The sequence below is a fragment of the Vibrio sagamiensis NBRC 104589 genome, from assembly GCF_007990935.1.
Classification (GTDB): domain Bacteria; phylum Pseudomonadota; class Gammaproteobacteria; order Enterobacterales; family Vibrionaceae; genus Vibrio; species Vibrio sagamiensis.
On record NZ_BJXJ01000006.1, the window covers coordinates 16,580 to 38,648 of the forward strand.

General features: G+C 40.7%; 19 protein-coding genes. 7 read left to right on the forward strand and 12 right to left on the reverse strand.

Annotation, left to right across the window (positions count from 1 at the left end; translation table 11 throughout):
• The first annotated feature begins 68 nt into the window (after positions 1 to 68).
• Complete coding sequence (locus VSA01S_RS20250; RefSeq protein ID WP_039979300.1) at positions 69 to 278, forward strand: hypothetical protein; 210 nt, start codon at positions 69 to 71, stop codon at positions 276 to 278.
• Positions 279 to 455: 177 nt separating this feature from the next.
• Here VSA01S_RS20250 and VSA01S_RS04140 read toward each other — a convergent pair whose 3' ends face one another.
• Both VSA01S_RS04140 and VSA01S_RS04145 read right to left on the reverse strand, forming a co-directional pair.
• Positions 456 to 971: a regulatory protein ToxS gene (locus VSA01S_RS04140; RefSeq protein WP_039979298.1), complete on the reverse strand. Its 516-nt coding sequence runs from the start codon at positions 969 to 971 to the stop codon at positions 456 to 458.
• A gap of 1 nt (position 972) precedes the next feature.
• A complete protein-coding gene (locus VSA01S_RS04145) occupies positions 973 to 1,848 on the reverse strand; it encodes a winged helix-turn-helix domain-containing protein (RefSeq protein ID WP_039979297.1) in 876 nt (291 codons plus the stop codon).
• 269 nt (positions 1,849 to 2,117) lie between these two features.
• Between VSA01S_RS04145 and htpG the strand changes: the two genes are divergently transcribed.
• The 3 genes from htpG to hemH all read left to right on the forward strand — a co-directional run bounded on the left by htpG (position 2,118) and on the right by hemH (position 6,343).
• Complete coding sequence (gene htpG, locus VSA01S_RS04150; RefSeq protein ID WP_039979296.1) at positions 2,118 to 4,019, forward strand: molecular chaperone HtpG; 1,902 nt, start codon at positions 2,118 to 2,120, stop codon at positions 4,017 to 4,019.
• Positions 4,020 to 4,384: 365 nt separating this feature from the next.
• Positions 4,385 to 5,029 (forward strand): adenylate kinase, encoded by a 645-nt coding sequence (adk, locus tag VSA01S_RS04155; RefSeq protein WP_039979295.1) that lies wholly within the window; start codon positions 4,385 to 4,387, stop codon positions 5,027 to 5,029.
• A 351-nt stretch (positions 5,030 to 5,380) separates the two neighbouring features.
• Positions 5,381 to 6,343: a ferrochelatase gene (hemH, locus tag VSA01S_RS04160; RefSeq protein WP_039979294.1), complete on the forward strand. Its 963-nt coding sequence runs from the start codon at positions 5,381 to 5,383 to the stop codon at positions 6,341 to 6,343.
• Positions 6,344 to 6,435: 92 nt separating this feature from the next.
• Here hemH and VSA01S_RS04165 read toward each other — a convergent pair whose 3' ends face one another.
• Positions 6,436 to 7,824: a peptide MFS transporter gene (locus VSA01S_RS04165; protein ID WP_039979293.1), complete on the reverse strand. Its 1,389-nt coding sequence runs from the start codon at positions 7,822 to 7,824 to the stop codon at positions 6,436 to 6,438.
• 330 nt (positions 7,825 to 8,154) lie between these two features.
• On the opposite strand from VSA01S_RS04165, the gene rfaH reads away from it, so the two are divergent.
• Positions 8,155 to 8,652 carry a transcription/translation regulatory transformer protein RfaH gene (gene rfaH / locus VSA01S_RS04170; protein ID WP_039979291.1) on the forward strand — a complete coding sequence of 166 codons (498 nt, stop codon included), beginning with the start codon at positions 8,155 to 8,157 and terminating at the stop codon, positions 8,650 to 8,652.
• Between the two features lie 70 nt (positions 8,653 to 8,722).
• On the opposite strand, the gene asnB is transcribed toward rfaH, so the two are convergent.
• The 4 genes from asnB to nagA all read right to left on the reverse strand — a co-directional run bounded on the left by asnB (position 8,723) and on the right by nagA (position 14,842).
• Positions 8,723 to 10,387, reverse strand: coding sequence for an asparagine synthase B (gene asnB / locus VSA01S_RS04175; protein ID WP_039979290.1), 1,665 nt, complete (start codon positions 10,385 to 10,387; stop codon positions 8,723 to 8,725).
• 237 nt (positions 10,388 to 10,624) lie between these two features.
• Entirely contained in the window at positions 10,625 to 12,214 is a 1,590-nt protein-coding gene (locus VSA01S_RS04180) for a cation:proton antiporter domain-containing protein (protein WP_039979289.1), read from the reverse strand.
• Positions 12,215 to 12,488: 274 nt separating this feature from the next.
• Positions 12,489 to 13,703, reverse strand: coding sequence for a DNA-binding transcriptional regulator NagC (gene nagC, locus VSA01S_RS04185; protein WP_039979288.1), 1,215 nt, complete (start codon positions 13,701 to 13,703; stop codon positions 12,489 to 12,491).
• 2 nt (positions 13,704 to 13,705) lie between these two features.
• Positions 13,706 to 14,842 (reverse strand): N-acetylglucosamine-6-phosphate deacetylase, encoded by a 1,137-nt coding sequence (nagA, locus tag VSA01S_RS04190; protein ID WP_039979286.1) that lies wholly within the window; start codon positions 14,840 to 14,842, stop codon positions 13,706 to 13,708.
• 498 nt (positions 14,843 to 15,340) lie between these two features.
• On the opposite strand from nagA, the gene nagE reads away from it, so the two are divergent.
• The gene (nagE, locus tag VSA01S_RS04195; protein ID WP_039979285.1) at positions 15,341 to 16,915 is read left to right on the forward strand and encodes an N-acetylglucosamine-specific PTS transporter subunit IIBC; all 1,575 of its coding nucleotides are present in this window, start codon (positions 15,341 to 15,343) and stop codon (positions 16,913 to 16,915) included.
• A 235-nt stretch (positions 16,916 to 17,150) separates the two neighbouring features.
• On the forward strand, positions 17,151 to 18,821 hold the full coding sequence (gene glnS, locus VSA01S_RS04200; protein ID WP_039979283.1) for a glutamine--tRNA ligase: 1,671 nt from the start codon (positions 17,151 to 17,153) through the stop codon (positions 18,819 to 18,821).
• Positions 18,822 to 18,949: 128 nt separating this feature from the next.
• On the opposite strand, the gene fcrX is transcribed toward glnS, so the two are convergent.
• The 5 genes from fcrX to VSA01S_RS04225 form a co-directional block, all read right to left on the reverse strand.
• Positions 18,950 to 19,399: a ferric iron uptake transcriptional regulator FcrX gene (fcrX, locus tag VSA01S_RS04205; protein WP_039979282.1), complete on the reverse strand. Its 450-nt coding sequence runs from the start codon at positions 19,397 to 19,399 to the stop codon at positions 18,950 to 18,952.
• Between the two features lie 277 nt (positions 19,400 to 19,676).
• Positions 19,677 to 20,078: a hypothetical protein gene (locus tag VSA01S_RS04210; protein WP_050567262.1), complete on the reverse strand. Its 402-nt coding sequence runs from the start codon at positions 20,076 to 20,078 to the stop codon at positions 19,677 to 19,679.
• Between the two features lie 280 nt (positions 20,079 to 20,358).
• A complete protein-coding gene (fldA, locus tag VSA01S_RS04215; RefSeq protein ID WP_039979281.1) occupies positions 20,359 to 20,892 on the reverse strand; it encodes a flavodoxin FldA in 534 nt (177 codons plus the stop codon).
• A gap of 47 nt (positions 20,893 to 20,939) precedes the next feature.
• Positions 20,940 to 21,161, reverse strand: a complete 222-nt coding sequence (locus VSA01S_RS04220; RefSeq protein ID WP_039979279.1) for a DUF2788 domain-containing protein — start codon at positions 21,159 to 21,161, stop codon at positions 20,940 to 20,942.
• Positions 21,162 to 21,273: 112 nt separating this feature from the next.
• Entirely contained in the window at positions 21,274 to 22,041 is a 768-nt protein-coding gene (locus tag VSA01S_RS04225) for an alpha/beta fold hydrolase (RefSeq protein ID WP_039979278.1), read from the reverse strand.
• Positions 22,042 to 22,069 lie beyond the last annotated feature (28 nt).

Here is a 22,069-nt window from a genome sequence, read left to right on the forward strand (position 1 = left end):
GTGTTGCATATTTATATTCTGAAGTTTATCATTTTTAAACTGAACTTAAATTACTAAGGATTTTTTATATGCCACTCATTGCTTGTCCAGTGTGTGAGAAACAAATTTCTAAACGTGCTCATACTTGTCCAGGATGTGGTGAGCCAGATCCACTTAATCATCTTGCAAAGTCTAAATTGCTCTCTTTTATTTTTTGGAGCATCGTATTATTTTGTTTGGGATATATATCTTGGTTTTATTTAGTGCCAATGATTGTGGAGGCGTTGAGGAATCATTAGACTTTCTGCTGTGATAGCAAGTTTCTAGCTATGTTTAGCATGTGGTGTTTGTGTTTACTCTGTAAGGGAATTAACCAGGTCTTTTTACGACTATCTTTTACTTGTCAAAGACTTACTTTGAGATGATAGGCGAAAGGAAGAGAAGTTTCCTTTCGCAAATGTATGTTCCGATGCCGATTAATTCCGGAATAAAACCGAAGATCCGTGGCTCAAGCTTGTCAGCAATAATGTTTTTTCGTTAACGACATCAATACGACGACTTTGCTCAGCATCAAGTTTGAAAATCTGAGTGATGAGTCGTAGTTGCTCCTCGGTAAAATCTTGTGACTGAGAGGCTGATATATCTTTAAACTCTGAAGGTGAAACAAGTAAGTAATCATCACTCACTTCCCAATTGCCTTTTTCAGATATATTAATGGTTGACTCTTCATTAGAACCTTGTGCAAAAAGCTTAATGTTAGCTACGCGTAAGTACTCACCATTGGGTAGATACTTTACATTGGAATCAACATTTACCCTTCTTAATGGACCAACAGTATCATCTGGGAGTTCTTCATTTATTAAGGTGACCATCGTAGATTGCCACTCACTGGAAGTCAGAACTTGTTCGACTTTAAAGTCACTTCCCCAGTAAAGCCAACTACTGAAAACTGAGGAGACGGCTAACATGGCACAAGCAATTTTCATCTTCATGTTATGTTCCTTTCTTACAAATATCAGTTGGGTCGTTTCGATCTGCGAAGATGCGAAGAGTCACATTCTCGAACGAATAATCTACATCGTGAATATAATTCAGGATCAATTGGTTACTCTGTTCGCCAGTTGCAATGACTTTAAGAGGTAATGATTCATCAGCATGGTATTCTACATAACGTTGGACACATTGTTCAATAGAAGGCAACCATTGGGTCAATTGTGGGTGATTGACCGGCGTCATAACAGGGACATTATTGAATACAGCGACTTGACGGAATTGAGATTCGGCGGGGTTTGTGAACAGAAAAACACATATAGGTAATAATAACGCAAGCACAATCAATAATCGTGATGGCCAGTTGGACGTTTTCTGTATTACTTCTTGATTGCATTCCGGCACTAAAGTGTCAGATTCTTCCTCAACATTTGGTGGTGTGTCAGTAATCTCATTAATGGGTGATTCTTCACATAGCAATGCCTTTTCTTTTTGAACTATTTCAGCCTCATTCGACACATCTGCCATGAAAGGGTTAAGTCGCTCAACAGAACAAATCAGTTGATACCCTCGCTTGGGAACAGTTTTTACAAATTGTGGTGACTTTGTGGAGTCTTTCAGCAACTTTCGTAATGTTGAAATTGCCTGTGTTAAGCTTGAATCATCTACTTCAAAGCCTTGTTCTCGCCATACAAACTCATGCAGTTCACCTCGAGTCAGAACTTGATTCGGCCTTTCTGTCAACATTAGGAGAATGCGACTTTCATTACTGCCTAATCGGATCAGTTCATTGTTACTCTGTTGATCAGTGAGTGAATTACTATTTGGGTCAAAGACGAATCTCTGAGCTAGCAGAAATTTGGTGCCAATGTTTGTCATTTAGTTCTTCTTAGGTGGATATGTTTGAAAATACGTTGGTTTAAACGGTGTAGTTCGAGGACTACAAACCGATGCCTAGTATTTTTTAGATGATTTTAGCCCATAAGGATAATTAAATTTTTCTAAAAAAACACTGATTTTAGCAATATTGACCTTGAATTTACATTTGTCAGCCACATGTTAATGAAATCACAGTCGTGCCTTTTCGATTGGCAATAGCTAAGGCTTTCTCATAAAAGTCTGTTTAATTTAGATATTATGGAGCAAACATGAGCGAAACCGTATCTCAAAACAAAGAAACTCGTGGATTTCAATCTGAAGTCAAACAATTACTTCATTTAATGATCCACTCCCTTTATTCAAATAAAGAGATCTTTTTGCGCGAGTTGATATCGAACGCATCGGATGCATCAGATAAGTTACGTTTCCAAGCGCTTTCAAACTCGGAGCTATATCAAGGTGATGCAGATTTAGGCGTGAAGCTATCTTTTGATACTGAAGCAAGTACGTTAACTGTATCTGATAATGGTATTGGTATGAGCCGTGAAGATGTAGTTGAACACCTTGGTACAATTGCAAAATCAGGTACTGCAGAATTTTTCTCTAACCTTTCTGATGAACAGAGCAAAGATTCTCAACTGATTGGTCAGTTTGGAGTTGGCTTCTATTCTGCGTTTATTGTTGCAGATGCTGTTACTGTTCGTACTCGAGCTGCTGGATTGTCATCTGATGAAGCCGTCCAGTGGTATTCTTCAGGTGAAGGTGACTACACCATCGAGAACATCAATAAAGAAAGTCGTGGTACAGATATCATTCTTCACATGCGCGAAGAAGGAAAAGAGTTCTTAAACGAATGGCGTTTGCGTGAAGTGATCAGTAAGTATTCTGACCACATTGGTATCCCAGTTTCCATTCAAACGGCCATTCGTGATGAAGAAGGCAAAGAAACAGGTGAGAAAAAATGGGAACAAATAAATAAAGCACAAGCGCTTTGGACACGAAATAAATCGGATATCTCAGAAGAAGAATACCAAGAGTTCTACAAGCACGTTTCCCACGACTTTGCTGATCCATTAACTTGGAGCCATAATCGAGTTGAAGGTAAGAATGATTACACGAGCTTACTTTATATTCCAGCTAAGGCACCTTGGGATATGATGAATCGTGATCACAAGTCAGGCCTAAAATTGTATGTACAACGTGTCTTTATCATGGATGATGCAGAGCAATTCATGCCGTCGTACCTTCGCTTTGTCCGCGGTTTGATAGATTCAAACGACTTACCATTGAATGTTTCGCGTGAAATATTACAAGATAATAAAGTTACTCAGTCATTACGTAACGCTTGTACTAAGCGTGTACTGACTATGCTGGAGCGTATGGCTAAGAATGATGAAGAAAAATATCAATCATTCTGGAAAGAATTTGGTCTTGTCTTGAAGGAAGGTCCTGCTGAAGACATGGCCAATAAAGAAAAAATTGCTAGTCTACTACGCTTTGCATCAACAGAGTTGGACTCTGCGGAGCAAGCAGTGAGTCTTGCTTCCTATGTTGAGCGTATGAAGGAAGGTCAAGATAAGATCTATTACTTGACAGCTGATAGCTATGCTGCAGCTAAAAACAGCCCTCATCTTGAGCAATTCAAAGCCAAAGGGATAGAAGTTCTTCTAATGTTTGATCGCATTGACGAGTGGTTGATGAACTATCTCACTGAGTTCGATGGTAAGTCATTCCAATCTATTACCAAAGCAGGTTTGGATCTGAGCCAATTTGATGACGAAACAGCAAAAGAAAAACAAAAAGAAACAGAAGAAGAGTTTAAGTCTGTTGTTGAACGCACGAAAGCTTACTTGGGCGATCGAGTTAAAGAAGTTCGTACTACCTTTAAATTAGCGACCACACCTGCGGTGGTTGTGACTGATGATTTTGAAATGGGTACACAGATGGCGAAGCTCTTGGAGGCTGCGGGACAAGCTGCTCCTGAAGTCAAGTATATCTTTGAAATTAACCCTGAACATGCCTTAGTTAAACGCATGGCAGACGAAGCCGATGAAGAGACGTTTGGTCGTTGGGTTGAAGTATTACTGGGTCAAGCAATGCTGGCAGAGCGTGGCTCTATTGAAGATTCATCTCAGTTTGTTGGTGCCATTAATCAGCTTTTAACTCAATAGCACTAATCTATTAACAAGCTCGCAATTATGCGAGCTTTTTATTGATATCGAGACGAAACCTACGGTATATACTCAGGGATTTTTGCAATTTTTTGGGTATCGTTCATTAAGCGCCCCAAGAACCGTGCTAGAGAAAGCCAGCCTTCATTACACTCTTTGGCTTTATTTTGCATGTTCTAGGTATAAGCTGTGGTAGAATCCCAGCACTTGAATGTGATTAGTAAGGCGTGCAGTTTTGCTCGCCAATACATTATACCGAAACTTATCGTGGTAAGCGCGAATAATTTTATCGAAAGTGAAAGCTTATCGAAAGTGTAGAAACTGTGAGCTTCGGTATAACTTTTAAATTTTAAAGAGGATAAATCATGCGCATCATTCTTCTAGGTGCTCCAGGTGCAGGTAAAGGCACACAAGCAAACTTCATCATGGAAAAATACGGAATCCCACAAATTTCTACTGGTGATATGCTACGTGCAGCGATCAAAGCAGGGACAGAATTAGGTAAACAAGCTAAAGCAGTTATCGATGCTGGCCAGCTTGTTTCTGATGAGATCATCCTTGGCCTTATTAAAGAGCGTATTGCACAAGACGATTGCGCAAAAGGCTTCCTACTTGATGGTTTCCCTCGTACGATTCCTCAAGCTGACGGCTTAAAAGAAATGGGCGTTAATGTTGACTACGTTATTGAATTTGACGTTGCTGATAATATTATAGTTGAACGTATGGCGGGCCGCCGTGCTCATCTTGCGTCAGGCCGTACTTACCACGTTACCTATAACCCACCAAAAGTGGAAGGTAAAGATGACGTAACTGGTGAAGACTTGGTTGTTCGTGATGATGACAAAGAAGAGACAGTACGCGCACGTCTAGGTGTTTACCATGAACAAACAGCACCACTCATTCAGTACTACGGCAAAGAAGCCGAAGCAGGTAACACACAATACTTGAAGTTTGATGGTACTAAGCAAGTTGCAGATGTGAGTGCTGACATTGAAAAAGCATTAGCATAATTTGTTGATGATATAAGTTTTTATAATATCAAGCGGCCAACGGGTCGCTTTTTTTATATCTTCGAATCGTTGCTGCGCCTGATAGCTAAGTTCACCTCGCTGAACGCAGCATCTTGAGGTTACTTGTGCATAAAGAAATTAAGCTTGTAAGAAATCGAGCATTTCGCCGCTATTTGATATAATTGAAGTGACAAAAAAATCAATTAAACCAATGGTAATATTGAACAGCTCAAAAACACCGTATCGTCCAACATTGTACCTTGAAGTTATCTGGGTAATAAGTTGGCTTTTTAGATGAACTATTTGTGAGCATTACCGTATGTATACGGCCGTTTACCGTTCTGAGGAATTATGAAAAATAACAACAAGAAAGGGGTACTTCTGGTAAACCTTGGTACACCAGATGAGCCCACTGCACCAGCTATCAAGCGTTTCTTAAGCCAGTTTCTTCATGACCACCGAGTTGTAGACATGACCCGTTGGCTTTGGTGTCCTCTATTGCACGGAGTGATTTTGCCTATTCGAGCCCCTAAAGTTGCCAAGCTTTATCAATCCGTGTGGATGGATGAGGGCTCACCACTAATGGTGTATTCGAAGCGGCAAGCGGCGAAGCTCGCTTCTGCACTTGATATGCCAGTTGAACTGGGCATGACTTATGGTAACCCAAGTTTGCAAACAGGATTGGAAGCCCTGCAAGAAAAAGGGGTAGAGCAAGTCATTGTTTTACCCTTGTACCCACAATACTCCGGTACCACAACAGCCGCGGTATCAGACGGTTTGACAAAAGCTTTTCAGCAAATGCCAGTGATGCCGGAATTTAGTTTTATTCGTGATTATTATCGCCATCCTAAATACATTGCGGCATTGGCAGAGTCGGTACGTCGTCACTGGCAAGAGCACGGGCGAGGAGAGTATTTACTTTGTTCCTACCATGGCATCCCTAAGCGTTATGCAGATAATGGCGATATCTATCCAAATCATTGCGAAGAGACGACTCGTTTGCTCGGTGAGGCTTTAGAGTTAAATGAAGATCAAATAGGTATGACATATCAATCTCGGTTTGGCCGTGAAGAATGGCTGCAACCATACACTGATAAAACCTTAGAAAAACTGCCCGCTCAGGGTAAGAAGCGCCTCGATATTGTTACGCCTGCGTTTTCTTGTGACTGCTTAGAAACACTTGAAGAGATCTCTGAGGAATGTAGAGAAATTTTTTTGGAGGCTGGTGGAGAGCAATTTAGTTATATACCATGCTTGAATGACGATGACTTACACATAGATATGATGGTAGATTTAGTCTTAGCAAAAGTCTAATTTTTCTATTGTTAGAGGCATCAAAAAGGGTTGCAGCAGCAACCCTTTTATTTTTGAAACATAGCTGGCTTTATTAAAAACTTGTCGCCGTGTTAAGCAATTTGAGTTTGTTGTTCTTCAACTTGTTCAGCATTACTGTTTGTAACCTCTGCACCGTGCATCCAACGTACAAGAGTGTTAGAGAATAACAATAAGATGATTCCAGATATACCCGCTGTAACTGCAATACCGCTAAATATTGCCATAGGACCCAGTTCACCAACTTTAGAACCAACGAGCCCTGCAACGTAGTTTGCAATAGCATTACAGCCAAACCAAGCTCCCATCATTAGAGAAGCAACTCGGAGTGGTGCAAGTTTGGTGACGAGAGATAAACCAATTGGCGATAGGCATAACTCACCTAGAGTATGGAAGAAAAACGCACCAACTAGCCACATCATTGAGGTTTTAACCGATGTGTCTCCACCTTGCTCCATTACTGCACCGACCATAGATAAGAAGCCTAATGCAAGGAAGAACATTGCAAGAGCAAATTTCTTTGGTGAATTTGGTTCGTTTTTGCCCAATTTCACCCACAGTACAGCTAGGATTGGTGCTAGCGTTATAATGAAGAATGGGTTAAGAGATTGGAACCAAGCAGCTGGAACTTCAAAATCACCAATCATTCGGTCAGTGTATTGCTGAGTATAGATATTCATTAAACCGCCTGCCTGCTCAAAGCCCACCCAAAATACGATGGTAAATAGGCTCATAACAAGAATAACTTTTATGCGGTCAAGCTCTTGCTTTGATAACGCTTCTTTTTTCGATGAATTATTGGCAGCAAGATGGCGTTTTGCAGCAGGCTCGCGGCCAATATTGCCTAGCCATGACTGGGCTAAGGTCATTTGCATAATGAGGCTTATTACCATACCAATCCCTGCCGCAAGGAAACCTGCTTTCCAACCAAATTCATTGCTTACTGAACCTGCCACAACACCAGCAAGGAGAGCCCCTAAGTTTATGCCCATATAGAAGATAGTAAATGCACCATCACGACGGTTGTCGCCGCTTTGATAAAGGTCTCCAACCATGGTTGAAATATTCGGTTTAAACAGTCCATTACCTGCAATGATGAAGAGCAAACCTAGGTAAAAAGTGTTAAGAGAGTCAAAACCTAGAGTTTCTGCTGGCATTGCTAGCGTAAATTGACCTATTGCCATTAAAGCACCACCTATTAAGATAGCACGGCGTTGGCCTAGGAAGTTGTCGGCTAGATAACCACCGATAAGTGGTGTGATATAGACAAGACCAGTATAAGTGCCGTAGAGGTCTAGGGCATCTTTAGTTGTCCAGCCAAGGCCACCGTTCATTGTTGTATCTGTTAGGTATAGAACTAGGATGGCGCGCATTGCGTAGTATGAAAAGCGTTCCCACAATTCAGTACCGAAAAGTAAAAATAGGCCGCGTGGATGGCCCCAAATTTGATGTTTTTTTGACATAAGCATTACTAATGGTTGTGATTACATTTTTTTAAGATGAATAGATATACTTGTTAATTTGAAATTTTACAAATCAGAGAAATTGTCTTGACGATTCATTTTGTTTGTTAACTGTCTGTTTACATTAGCTTTGATGGTTTTATTTTTATGCCCCCAAATGGTTGGAAACTTAATTTTCATTTTTGATGCTAGATTTTTTGTATTTTTACGCTAGCTAATTTGTGCTATCCTGTTGATATATTTAATCTTTACTATTCATTTTACGAATGAAAATGACTCGTTCGTAGCTTAATGCTAGGATAATAAAGTAGTAAAACGGGCTAATATAAAATGAAAAGATGGTATTTGTTATATTGCAAACGTGGTGAACAATTAAGAGCTAAGCAGCACCTCGAAAACCAAGGTGTAGATTGTTTTTATCCGACTTTGAGTATTGAAAAAATCTTGCGTGGAAAAAGGCAGAGTATTGAGGAGCCATTGTTCCCAAATTATGTATTTGCACGATTTGACTATGAAAAAGGACCTTCATTTACAACTATTCGTTCAACGCGTGGGGTGGTTGATTTTGTGCGCTTTGGTGCACAACCCAAAGAGGTTAAGTCCGAACTGATTGAAGACCTGAAACAAATTAAGTTTGGTGAAGAAAATTCTGTTAAGACTAAAAATATGCCACAACCTGGTGACAAAGTGAGAGTGAAAAGTGGTCAGTTTTCAGGTGTCGAGGCTATTTTTAAAGAACAAGACGGTGAAAAACGTTCAATTATGCTGGTTCAATTGATAACAAAACGTGTACCGGTGAGCATAGATAACAAAGAATTGGATATTTAGCTTTTTTAAATAGCTAATTTAAAATAAAAGGAGACGTAATACGTCTCCTTTTGTGTTTTTATGACTTATATTAGTAAGCGTCATTATGGATAGCTTGAACCGCACGCCCGGAAGGATCCACACAGTTTTGGAAAGACTCATCCCATTCAATTGCTTTGGCAGAAGAACACGCTACAGAAGGACCTCCAGGTATACATTCCGCTGCTGATGGTAACGGGAATAATTCTTCAAAAATCTCTCGATAAACGTAACCTTCTTTTGTGGTTGGCGTGTTGTGAGGGAAACGGTATTGAGCGGTTTCCATTTGTTGGTCGGTCACTTTTTGTTCAGCAACTTCCTTCAATGTGTCGATCCAACTGTAACCGACGCCATCTGAAAATTGTTCCTTTTGACGCCATGCAATTGAGTCTGGTAGGTAATGCTCGAAACACTCACGTAAAATGTGTTTTTCCATTTTACCATTACCACACATTTTATCTTGTGGGTTAAGACGCATAGCCACATCAATAAATTCTTTATCGAGAAACGGAACACGGCCTTCTACGCCCCAAGCGGCAAGGGATTTATTCGCTCGTGCACAGTCAAACATATTAAGTGCAAGTAATTTTCTGACGGTTTCTTCGTGGAACTCTTTCGCATTAGGCGCTTTATGGAAATAGAGGTATCCGCCAAAGATTTCATCGGCTCCTTCACCAGATAGGACCATTTTGATTCCCATGGCTTTAATTTTCCGTCCCATTAAGAACATCGGTGTAGAGGCACGTATGGTGGTGACATCATAGGTTTCGATATGATAGATAACATCTCGAATCGCATCTAAGCCTTCTTGGATGGTATAAGTCATCTCATGGTGAACGGTGCCAATCTTTTCAGCAACCTCACGTGCGGCTTTTAAATCTGGAGCACCTTCAAGACCCACAGCGAAAGAGTGCAGTTGTGGCCACCAGGCTTGTGATTGCTCATCATCTTCGATGCGCATTGCGGCAAACTTTTTGGCTACGGCTGATGTGATTGAGGAGTCTAAGCCACCTGACAGAAGAACGCCATAGGGAACATCCGTCATCAATTGACGTTTCACTGCGGCTTCTAATGCTTCCGTCAATTCCTCTTTACTTGTCGTGTTACCTTGAACCGCTGCATACTCGTTCCAATCGCGAATATAATAGCGCTGAGGCTCCTCATCTTGAGTTTGGTAATAACAGCCCGGAGGGAATTCACTGACGTTTTTACAAACTGGCACTAATGCTTTCATTTCTGATGCAATAAAGTAGTTACCGTGTTCATCATGACCTTGGTAGAGAGGAATAATGCCAATGTGATCTCGGCCAATTAAATATTCATTCTTCTCTTCGTCGTATAAAATGAAGGCGAAAATACCGTTGAGCTCTTCGAGCAAATCAGCTCCCATGTCTTGGTAAAGGGCCAAAATGACTTCACAATCTGAATCTGTCTGGAAATCATACTTTCCTTCATAGCGCGCGCGAATTTCTTTGTGGTTATAGATTTCCCCGTTTACTGCGAGAATGAGCTTTTTATCTGGGCTGTATAAAGGTTGAGCGCCACTATTGAGACCTACAATTGCTAAGCGTTCATGTGCCAGAATGGCATGTTTTGAGGAATAAATACCAGACCAATCCGGGCCACGGTGACGAAGTTTTTTCGACATCTCGAGTGCAATAGGGCGCAATGCTGCCGCATCACTCTTGATATCTAAAATGCCAAATACTGAACACATACAACTTCCTTATTAAACAAAATATTTCTAATCGGTTTTGTTTCAATTTGCCATTATGAGTAAAAAAAGCAACATTTTATGATAAAAAAATTACAAAATGCCGTAATGATTAAATAGTTTTTAATTAAACGGCTATTTTTTTGAATGAAATAAAGGTTGCGGTGTTTTTGTGACCATTTTGGTGTTTCATATCCTTGAGATCTTAAGGTGCTTGATTTGGAACATCATGAGTACACTTTATTTCATGGGGTTAAATTGAGGATGAAGTTGTTTGCATACATGGCGTGCAAATCCACTCCCTGCCTCACTGTAGATATTAAAGGCGGCATCAACACCATTTGAGAGCAAGGTTTCTATTTGGTCAGGGTATTCAGCAATCGCTGCAACCTGTCCTTGGTAATTACGACTTTGTAATTGCTTCAGAGCCGTTTCGTTGCCTTGATGGTGTGGCATGGCGAGTAAGACCATTTTCACATTAGCAGTATCGAGAATACGTTCCCAAAAATCAGGATCTGTTGCGTCCCCAGAGATGACATTACGTCCATCCAAGCGATGCTTTTGAGCTGCTTCTTCTCGAATTTCAATCCCAAGCGATATTTTTCCATACCGTGAACGCAGTTCATCATAAGCACCGGTTCCAATTCTGCCCATCCCTAAAATAAGAACTTGAGCCTGACCGGGGTTGATGAGTCGATCGCGTTGATTGAGCTTTTCTGCTGCTGTTTCTTGCAGCCATTTACCTGAGTGTTGGTATATCTGGTGACCAAGTCGATTAAGAGGGGCAGCGAGTATAAATGAAATAGAAACAGCAACCGCAATGGCACCAAGCATATCAGCAGGCATCCAGCCCATTTTGTAGGCTAAACCGCCAACAATCAGGCCAAACTCGCTGTAATTAAATAAGGTAAGTGATGCGAGCAATGAAGTTCTTACGCGAAACTTGAAGTAATGAATAGTTAAGAAGTACAGCAGTCCTTTGATTGGTAATAATAGGATAAACAATAGTGCTAAGATCACACTCTCTATGCTTAGAGATGCGGAAAGGCCAATATTCAAGAAGAAGCAAACTAGGAACAGTTCTTTCATATTGAATAGCGACTTAGAGAGCTCCGATGCTTTAGGATGACCGGCTAGAAGCATGCCGAGGATAAGAGCACCAAGGTCGGGTTTCATACCAACGAGGTCAAAGATTCCTGCTCCAATAACAAGCGCAAAGAATACCCCAAATAACACCAACATTTCACCGTGGCCAACTTTGTCTAATACTTTAAAAAATACAGGGCGCAGTAGGGGGAGTAACAAAAGGCTAACGGCGTACCATTCTGGTATTTTACCCGTAGAAGCGGTGAGGAAGACCACTGCGAAGATATCTTGCATCACCAAAATACCAATGGCTAAAGTGCCATAAGTTGAGTTCATTTCTCCCTTTTCTTGAAGTGCCTTGACGGCAAAGACGGTACTGGAGAAGGATAGGGCAAATGCGAGTAAGAGCAATTGAATCATGTCCATACTGCTTAAGGAAGATAAACCAAGTGTTTTTAGACCGAAAAGAACCAAGGTAAAGAAAGAGGTGGCAAGGATGTTATGTGCTGTGGCTCCGCCCCAAATCTCCTTAGAGAGCAGTGTTTTGATATCTAATTTTAGGCCAATCGTAAAAAGTAATAGTGTTACGCCTAAATCTGCAAGTAGCGTGATCATGTTATCACTTTGATAACCGAGGCCATGTAAACAAAAACCTGCAAGCAGAAAACCGACCAAAGGTGGAAGGTGGCATTTTAGAGCAATAAAGCCAGCAATAAAGGCGGCGGTAATTAGAATAATATCCATATAATGAGTTATATACCTAAGTAGCGTCGAGGCGATTCTTTCAAGGTGATCCGACTGATTTGAATTTGACTCAGTAACATCGCTCTGAATCAAGCAGTTGGGTGGATGTTTGTTGCAGCAACAAAGTACCGTTATACCGTAAGTAAGACTATTTGTATGATCACAGTTTGCTAAATGCTTATGAGGCATTTCATCGCATTTTGAGATGAATGAGGCATAAAAAAGGGCTATGTAATCACAGCCCTAGGGTAACTCAAATAATAAAATGAAAAGGTTAATCTTCTAGTAATTTCTGTAACAAAACACCATTTAACATTGCTCTCTTGATCATTGCAAAAGAACCCATAGTTGGCTGCTTATCAATTAATGATGCAACAATAGGTAACTCGGTGTGAAATGTTTTTAGAGATTGGTTTTCGACATTTCGTTGAATCGCTGGGAAAATGATATCTTCTGCAGCGGTAATATCGCCAGCAATGACTACTTTTTGTGGGTTAAATAGGTTAATGGTCATTGCGATAGCTTTTCCGAGCTGATTACCCACACGGACTAAGCTCTGTTTGGCAAGCTCATCCCCATTAAGAGCATGAGTACATATATCTTGAATCGTGATAACCTCAAGTTGTCTTAAACTTGACTCGTAGCCTTGTGCTAGAAGTTTCTCAACTCTTTGGATGATTGCTGGGTTAGCCGCTACGGTTTCTAAGCAACCAAAGTTGCCACATTGGCATTGTTCACCCAAAGGGTCAATTTGAATGTGGCCAATTTCACCGACGTTACGGTTAAACCCAAGAAATACTTGGCCATTAACAATAATCCCCGCACCTGTTCCTCGGTGAACACTCACAAGAATAGAATCTTGGCAGTCTTGGCTAGCCCCAAAATAGTGTTCAGCTAATGCCATACTACGAACATCGTTACCAACAAAACAGGCGATATCAAATTTCTCACTGATAATATCACTTAATGCTAAGTTATCTATGTCTGTATTAGGCATGTATTTGATCACGCCTGTTGTAGGATCAACTAGGCCAGGTAGGGTGATCGCGATAGCAATTAGTTGGTCAATACTATGACTACAACTGTTGATAAAGTTTTGTAACTTTTCACTCAAACCTGATAATAATTCGGCTTGGTTTGAGTAATAAAGCTCGTGCTGATCCTGCACAATGGCCGTACCGCCAAGGTCGTATAAACAAAATTGAATATAATCACGGCCTAATCTCACTGCAATGGAGTGGAAAGGTTTTACTTCAGTCGTCAGGGAAATAGCTCTACGGCCACCTGTTGATGCTTGTTGAGCGACCTCTTTAATGAGGCCGCGTTCAAGAAGTTGGCGGGTTATTTTGGTAACGCTTGCGGGAGCAAGTTGACTTACATCTGCAACTTGAATCCTAGAGATCGGCCCCTGTTGGTCGATCAGCCTATATACCGCAGCACTGTTAAGCTGTTTTACTAAATCTACATTACCTATTTGTCCGCCATTCATGCTTAATTATGCTCGTATTGTCCGTTAACAACCGTCGCTTTTACCTTGAAGTCACGATCGAAAATGGTTAGGTTTGCCACCATTCCTTTTCGAATTCGGCCTAAACGATCTTCAACGCCCATCGCGGTCGCTGGATAAAGTGTAGCCATTCGTAGAGCTTCGTCTAAAGCGATGCCTGCGTGCTCAACAGTATTTTGAACTGCTTCAATCATTGTTAATGCTGAGCCGCCTAGTGTGCCATTTTCATCAACACACTTACCTTCTCGGTAATATACTTTCTTACCAACAAAAATAAAGTCTTCAATGTCAGCACCTGCTGGAGCTGTGGCATCGGTCACCAAAACAAGCTTTTCCCCCTTGATTTTATGGGCAATTCTTAAGTTTGCATAATCAACATGGAAGCCATCAGCAATAATACCGGCATAGACTTCAGGTGTATCATAAATTGCACCAACTACTCCTGGTTCACGTCCAGTCATCGGAGTCATAGCATTAAACAAATGTGTTGCAAACGTAATACCAGCTTCGAATCCTTGACGAGCTTCTGTATAGGTTGCATTTGTGTGGCCAATTGAAACTACGATGCCTGCGGTTTTAAGGCGAGCAATATGAGAAGCATCGTTCAGTTCTGGGGCCAAGGTGACTTTTGCAACGATATCAGCATTGTCGCAGATAAAATCTATCATTTGATCGTCGGAAGAACGAATAAAGTCGACACTGTGAATGCCTTTTTTCGCGACGTTTAGATAAGGCCCCTCTAGGTGCAAACCAAGGGAGTGGTTTTGGTACTTACTTTGATATTCTCGTGCCGCAGTAATAGAAGCACGCATATCTTCATCAGATGAAGTGATTAATGTTGGTAAGAAGCTTGTACATCCTGACTTCAGGTTTGCTTGATGCATAATATGCATCGTTTCGGACGTTATCTCGTCATTGAACATCACGCCACCACAACCATTCAATTGTAGGTCAATGAATCCAGGACTTAAATTTACGCCGTTTAAATCCATCACTTCAATGTTATTGGGTATAAGCTCTATCGGGACAATAGAGTGAATTTGGTCATTTTCGATAATGACAGCGTGTTCGGTCAAAACTTCACTACCAGTATAGATTTTACAGTTACTAAGCGCGTACATAGTCAGCTAGTCCTTAAATACGATGAGAATTCATTTTTACCTTAATTATCCTGAAAAATGTCATGATGGTATGTTTTGTGTGCAAACTTAGTTTCCATCATGGAATTAGATAATAGGCATCAGACATTTACTTTAATTTAATGACAACCCAATCACTTTATAATACTGAAATTAAAAATATTAATTTTACTTTGCTAGTGTGTTTATTCCATTAGTGTCAGGAGGTCACTGTTCAGAGAGGGCAAAATAACACTGATTTAATCTTGCATAAAGTACAAGATAGAGGTGCTCTTAAACCTCATTTTTTGCATTATAAAATAAGTTTTATGACCTAGCTAGCAAAAACATATTTTAACGGGAGGTTCTGGTGATTGCGATCACAAACAATAAGGTTTTAATTTGCGGGGTGAAATTATTAACATAAACTGTGCCGTACTAAATTGATCGACTGAAATAAGTTATTCAAAAAAACATAAAATCCTATAGGGGGAACTTAAGGTGAATATTCTTGGATACGCGCAAAAGTTAGGTAAAGCACTTATGCTTCCTATCGCAACGCTCCCCGTTGCTGCGCTTTTATTACGTTTAGGTCAACCTGACCTGCTCGACATTCCTTTTATGGCTTCTGCTGGTAATGCCATTTTTAGCCAGCTACCACTTTTATTCGGCCTAGGTATTGCGATCGGTCTTTCTAAAGATGGTCAAGGTGCAGCAGGTCTTGCCGGTGCTGTTGCATATTTTGTTATCACGGCGACTGCAACAACTATTGATGATAGCGTTAACATGTCATTTTTCGGCGGTATCATTGCTGGTATTATCGCTGGTCACTCTTATAATGTTTTTCATGCTACTCGTCTTCCTGAATGGTTGGCATTCTTCTCTGGAAAGCGCTTAGTTCCGATCATGGCTGGCCTTTTTTCATTAGTGGCAGGCGCGATTGCTGGTGTTATCTGGCCTTCAATTCAAGGTGGTCTAGACGCGTTAGCACATACTATATCGTCTTCCGGTGCGATCGGTCAGTTTGTTTACGGTGTTCTTAACCGTGCACTTATTCCTGTAGGTCTTCACCATGTACTTAACTCATACTTCTGGTTTGGTATGGGGACTTGTCAAGAAATTCTTATTACGAGTGCACAAGCAGCTGGTGAAGCACTACCTGCACTTAAACAACTATGTATTGACCCAACACTTGCTAAGTCTTTAGTTGCTGGCCAAGAATACACGTTCAATTTCGTTAACTCTGTGACTCCAGAAATTACAGCAACAGTAAAAGAAGTGACTGAAACTGTGAAATCAGGTGATTTACATCGTTTCTTCGGTGGTGATAAGAGTGCTGGCGTTTTCATGAACGGCTTCTTCCCTGTAATGATGTTTGGTCTACCTGGCGCAGCTTTAGCAATGTACTTTGCTGCCCCTGCTGAAAAGCGTAGCCAAGTTGGTGGTGTACTATTTTCTGTTGCATTCTGTGCGTTTCTAACAGGTATCACAGAGCCTCTAGAGTTCATGTTTGTTTTCCTTGCTCCAGCGCTATATGCAATGCATGCTGTATTTACAGGTTTGTCATTCGTAGTAGTTAATATGCTAGGTACATTGCATGGCTTTGGCTTCTCAGCGGGTCTAATTGATTTCCTATTAAACTGGGGCTTATCTACTAAACCACTTGTTCTACTCATTGTCGGCCTATGTTTTGGTGCGCTTTACTTTTTCACATTCAGCTTCGCAATCCGTGCTTTCAATCTGAAATCTCCAGGTCGTGAAGATGAGGACAACGAAACAGCATCAGCACCTGCTGGCGATGTAAAAAATGGTGATTTAGCTCGTCAATACCTTAAAGCTCTGGGTGGTCATGACAATCTAACTTCTATTGATGCGTGTATTACTCGTCTACGTTTAACACTAAAAGATCGTTCTGTTGCCGACGAAGCGGTACTTAAGAAACTTGGTGCAAAGGGTGTTGTAAAACTTGGTGAAAATAACCTTCAAGTTATCCTTGGCCCTCTAGCAGAAATCGTTGCTGGTGAAATGAAAGCAATCGGTTCAGGTGAAGACCTTTCAGATGTAAAACTTCCATAGTATTACTTTGATTACTTTTCTTTTAAGGCCTTTCAATTGAGAGGCCTTTTTTCTATCTAGCATGTTAATATGCTGTGCTTTCAGGCTAAGTAAAGAAATATTGCCTTTTTATGGACGGTTCTGGTTGTCTAATTGCTAAGAATTGTGGATGATTAGAGGTAATAGATTTTGTTTGCCAAATTTAGGTAAGCAACAATCCCTTTTCTGACAATATTAATAATTTGAGGTGCTATAGATGAGTGAATCTGATGCTCGTCCGTCAAACTTTATTCGCCAGATCATTGATAAAGATCTAGCGGAGGGTAAACACACTAGCGTGCATACTCGATTTCCGCCAGAGCCAAACGGCTACTTGCATATCGGCCATGCTAAGTCTATTTGTTTGAACTTCGGTATTGCTCAGGACTATCAGGGTCAGTGTAATCTTCGTTTCGATGATACTAACCCTGAAAAAGAAGACATCGAATATGTTGAGTCTATCAAGAAAGATGTAAGCTGGTTAGGCTTTGAATGGGATGGTGAAGAATGCTATTCATCAAACTATTTCGATAAGCTTTACGAATATGCAATTGAATTGATTAATAAAGGCCTAGCATATGTTGATGAGCTAAGTCCTGAGCAGATTCGTGAATATCGTGGTACATTAACCGCTCCTGGTAAACCAAGCCCATTCCGTGATCGTTCAGTTGAGGAAAACCTCGTATCGTTTGAAAAAATGAGGGCTGGTGAGTTTGAAGAAGGGAAGGCGTGCCTTCGTGCGAAGATTGACATGGGGTCTTCATTTATGGTGATGCGTGATCCGGTTATTTATCGTGTGCGCTTCGCTACTCACCATCAAACTGGAGATAAATGGTGCATTTACCCAATGTACGATTTTACCCACTGTATTTCAGATGCCTTAGAGGATATTACTCATTCTTTGTGTACGCTTGAATTTATGGACAACCGCCGTCTATATGACTGGGTACTAGATAACATCTCTATCGAAAGCCGTCCTCACCAGTATGAGTTTAGCCGTCTTAACCTTGAATATACGGTGATGTCTAAGCGTAAACTCAACCAACTTGTAACTGAAAATTTAGTTGAAGGTTGGGATGATCCTCGTATGCCAACAATTTCTGGACTACGTCGTCGTGGGTTCACGTCAGCATCCATCCGTGAGTTCTGTAAACGTATTGGTGTTACTAAGCAAGAAAACATGATTGAATTTAGTTCACTAGAGTCTTGTATTCGTGATGATCTGAACGAAAATGCACCACGTGCAATGGCTGTGCTTGATCCTGTTAAGATTGTTATCGAGAATTTCAAAGAAGGTGCACTAGAGACTTTGAAGGTTTCTAACCATCCTAATAAGCCTGAAATGGGAGAACGTGAAGTTCCTTTCACTCGTGAAGTATGGATTGAGCGTGAAGATTTCCGTGAAGAAGCAAACAAGAAATACAAGCGATTGGTACTTGGTAAAGAAGTTCGTTTACGTGGTGCTTATGTGATTAAAGCTGAACGTATTGAAAAAGATACAGAAGGCAATATTACGACTATATTTTGTTCTTACGATGCTGATACCTTGGGTAAAAACCCAGCAGACGGCCGCAAGGTGAAAGGTGTAATTCATTGGGTGTCTGCGGACAAAGCGCTACCAGCAGAAATTCGTCTGTACGATCGTCTGTTTACTGTGCCTAATCCTGCTGCTGCAGATAACTTTGCAGCAACGATTAACCCAGAGTCTCTTGTAGTAGTTCGTGGTTTTGTCGAGCCAAGCTTAGCTACAGCAGGAGCAGAGACTGGTTACCAATTTGAGCGTATGGGCTACTTCTGTGCAGACTCAAAAGATTCTTCGTCAGCAAGCTTAGTGTTTAACCGCACTGTCGGACTGCGTGATACTTGGGCGAAAATCGAAAACCAATAAATAAATGATTCAATAGTATAAATAAAATGCCAGCTTCTATGCTGGCATTTTATTAACCTTACACCTATAAATGTTTAACAGTCCAGTGTAAATAGATCTGCTATTAAATAGATGCGATGATGATAATTTTACTTTTTAGGCTTGTGTGCGTCAGGGTTGTTTTTACATGAGCCATCCACTGATTTACCGTACAGGTATAAGCTGTGGTTCGTGAGTATTACATTATATTTAGCCGCGATCTCTTTTTGGCGCTCTTCGATAAGGTCGTCCGAAAACTCAATCACCTCTCCACAGTCTAGGCAAACTAGGTGGTCATGGTGGTATTGTGTTGAAAGTTCAAACACGGACTTTCCACCTTCAAAATGGTGGCGAGTAACAATACCAGCATCATCGAATTGGTTTAAGACACGATAAACGGTTGCTAAGCCAATCTCTTCACCGAGATCGATCAGCTTTTTGTACAAATCTTCAGCACTGATATGCTGGCAGTCCGGCTGCTGGAGTACTTCTAGAATTTTTAGTCTTGGAAGGGTTACTTTTAAGCCCGCATCCTTCAGCGCCTGGTTATTGTCTGGCATATACTTTCCCGTTGGATCATCTGCAACTATTTAACAGAATTAAATATTACTATCATTATAGGCGAAGCGCCATGAACATTAAACCCATACTTCAAAGGGTTAATATGAACTTTCATTAAATTAGGGCTGTTGCAGCTCAATCCTTACCAAAGTTATAGAGGCTTAAATAAAAGCTTATTTTCGATAAGGTGTTATGTTAGGTGTCTGCAACAACAATACTTTTTGTATATATTTTCGTAATGATTACCTATCTAAAAAGGTGTCAGCTGTGATTATTCTACTGCACTCTATATATAAAGCTATTATCTGCATGACGTATTAGAGTGTAGTACCCTTGAGCAAATATTTTTTCTTCATTCTCAAAATGTACTCTAAATATGTACCAATTGCTGTGATTTGATCTTGCGGGGTGAGGTACCATACCATCTTTTGCACATAATTCTTGACATTTAACATAGTTGTTGTAGGAGATGTCAAAAAATCGAAAGGAACTTAAGCGATTGATTCTTTGAATTTCCCACTTACCTTCAATGTTTGTATAGTCCCCATTATCATCATATAGCCAGTCCCAAGCATTTCCATCAATCGTGGCACAATAGACAGTAGCGGAATCTGTCATACCGTTAAAAGATAGCAAGGAGAGAGTTATCATTAAAAATATAAATAACTTTGCTTTCATATCAGGATCCTATTCCGTTGAATATGCATCATTATGTGATAATGCCTACGGTAGGAAAGATACCCATTAAATGTTATGAATTCATCATAAATTTATAAATTCATGATGTGCGAGTTACAGGTGTGACACCGCTTAATTGGAAATGGGTACAAAATCTGATGTTTAAAAATACCAAAAACTAAGCGACGGGTAGGCTGAAATAAAGGAGAGGCTTAAGTATAAATGTGAACCTAAGCTACAAGAAGACCTCCGAAAAAGAGGCCTTTTCAGTATTTTTTGGTTAGCCTTCCAGCTCGGCAAGGCACATTTCTTCGTAAATCTGTTTAACCCAGTTTTCAACGCGGTCTTTGGTCAGTTCAGGCTGACGATCTTCATCAATACATAGACCAACAAACTGACTATCATCGCTTTCCACTAGAGCTTTGGAAGCCTCGAATTCGTAGCTATCTGTTGAAGTGTGACCAAGGATTGTACCGCCTTTCGCCTCAACGATATCACGTACTGTACCCATTGCATCACAGAAGTATTCTGCATAATCTTCTTGGTCGCCACAACCAAAAATAGCAACCAATTTTGTCGAGAAATCAATTTGTTCTAGTTCCGGGAAGAAGTCATCCCAATCACACTGAGCTTCGCCGTAGTACCAAGTTGGGATACCTAAAAGAAGGAGATCAAAGTTATCAATGTCTTCTTTGCTGCTTTTTGCGATGTCTTGAACATGAACCAGTTGATTACCTAGTTGTTTTTGAATCATCTTTGCAACGGCTTCAGTATTACCTGTGTCGCTACCGAAGAAGATACCTACACTTGCCATAGAGTCTATACCTTTACATTGTTTGTTACTGACAAAGGGGGCAGGCGTTACCCAAGCCCTGAGCCTTCCCAACTAAGCTGAATGATTCCTTTGGCGATAAAGCCTGCGCAGCCTAGGAAAAGCACTAACCATACAATACGACGACCAAAAACAGGCACATTAGCCTGCTTTAGAACATCTTTTATCGCCATCCCAATAAAGAAAAAGATGGCAGCAAAAAGAAGATCAAGTCCGATTGACTCGAGTATATCCATATAGTCGTATAGCATTATTGTCCTTAATGCCAAAAATTCTTGAGCGCACTATATCACTGTTAAACAGTAAAGTTAATGCAATACGAAAGAGGTTGTATCAATTATCCTTCGTTATTGAATGAATTTGTTAACTCGCCATGCATTTCCTAATAATACGAATCACTTCAGTAGGGCGTTCTGCATGAAGCCAGTGACCAGTATTAGCGAGAACGTGAGCTTTTGCGTGAGGAAATTGTCGCTTCACTGCTGCTTGGTGTTCGGGCATCAAATAGTCGGAATCACCCCCTTTAATAAACAGCGTAGGTATGTTTGTCGGTGGGATCTCTTGCCATCCTAAGATATTGGAGTAATTTTCGATTAGGCCATTGACATTAAACCGCCAAGTGAATACATCATCATTTTTATATAAAGATTTAGATAAGAACTGCCTAACGCCATCGCTCTCAATATGTTGCGCCAGGAGGTCGAGTGCCTGCTGACGGGTAGTGGGCTTTCGTTGATCTACGGCGATCAAGCCTTGAAAAACATCCTTATGTCGGTGAACCTGGTAAGCAACGGGAGCCATATCCAGAATAATCAGCTGTTTTACATACTGCGGCGCAACTTCTGCTAGCTTCATCGCTACCTTTCCTCCCATTGAGTGCCCGACGATAATTACCGGTTCTAAATCTTTTTGATTCAGTAGCTTAGCAACATCTTGTGCCATCAATGTGTAACTGTGATCGTCTGAATGGAATGATTGACCATGATTCCGGAGGTCTAAACTTATGACGCTGTGATCCTGAGCGAGATCGCGTGCCAATAAGCCAAGGTTACTAAAACTGCCGAATAATCCATGAATTAAAACAACCGTTTGGCCCTGACCTTCTTGTTTATAGTTGAGTAATACTGACATTTTATCTTATTCGTGATGGGTTTAACGT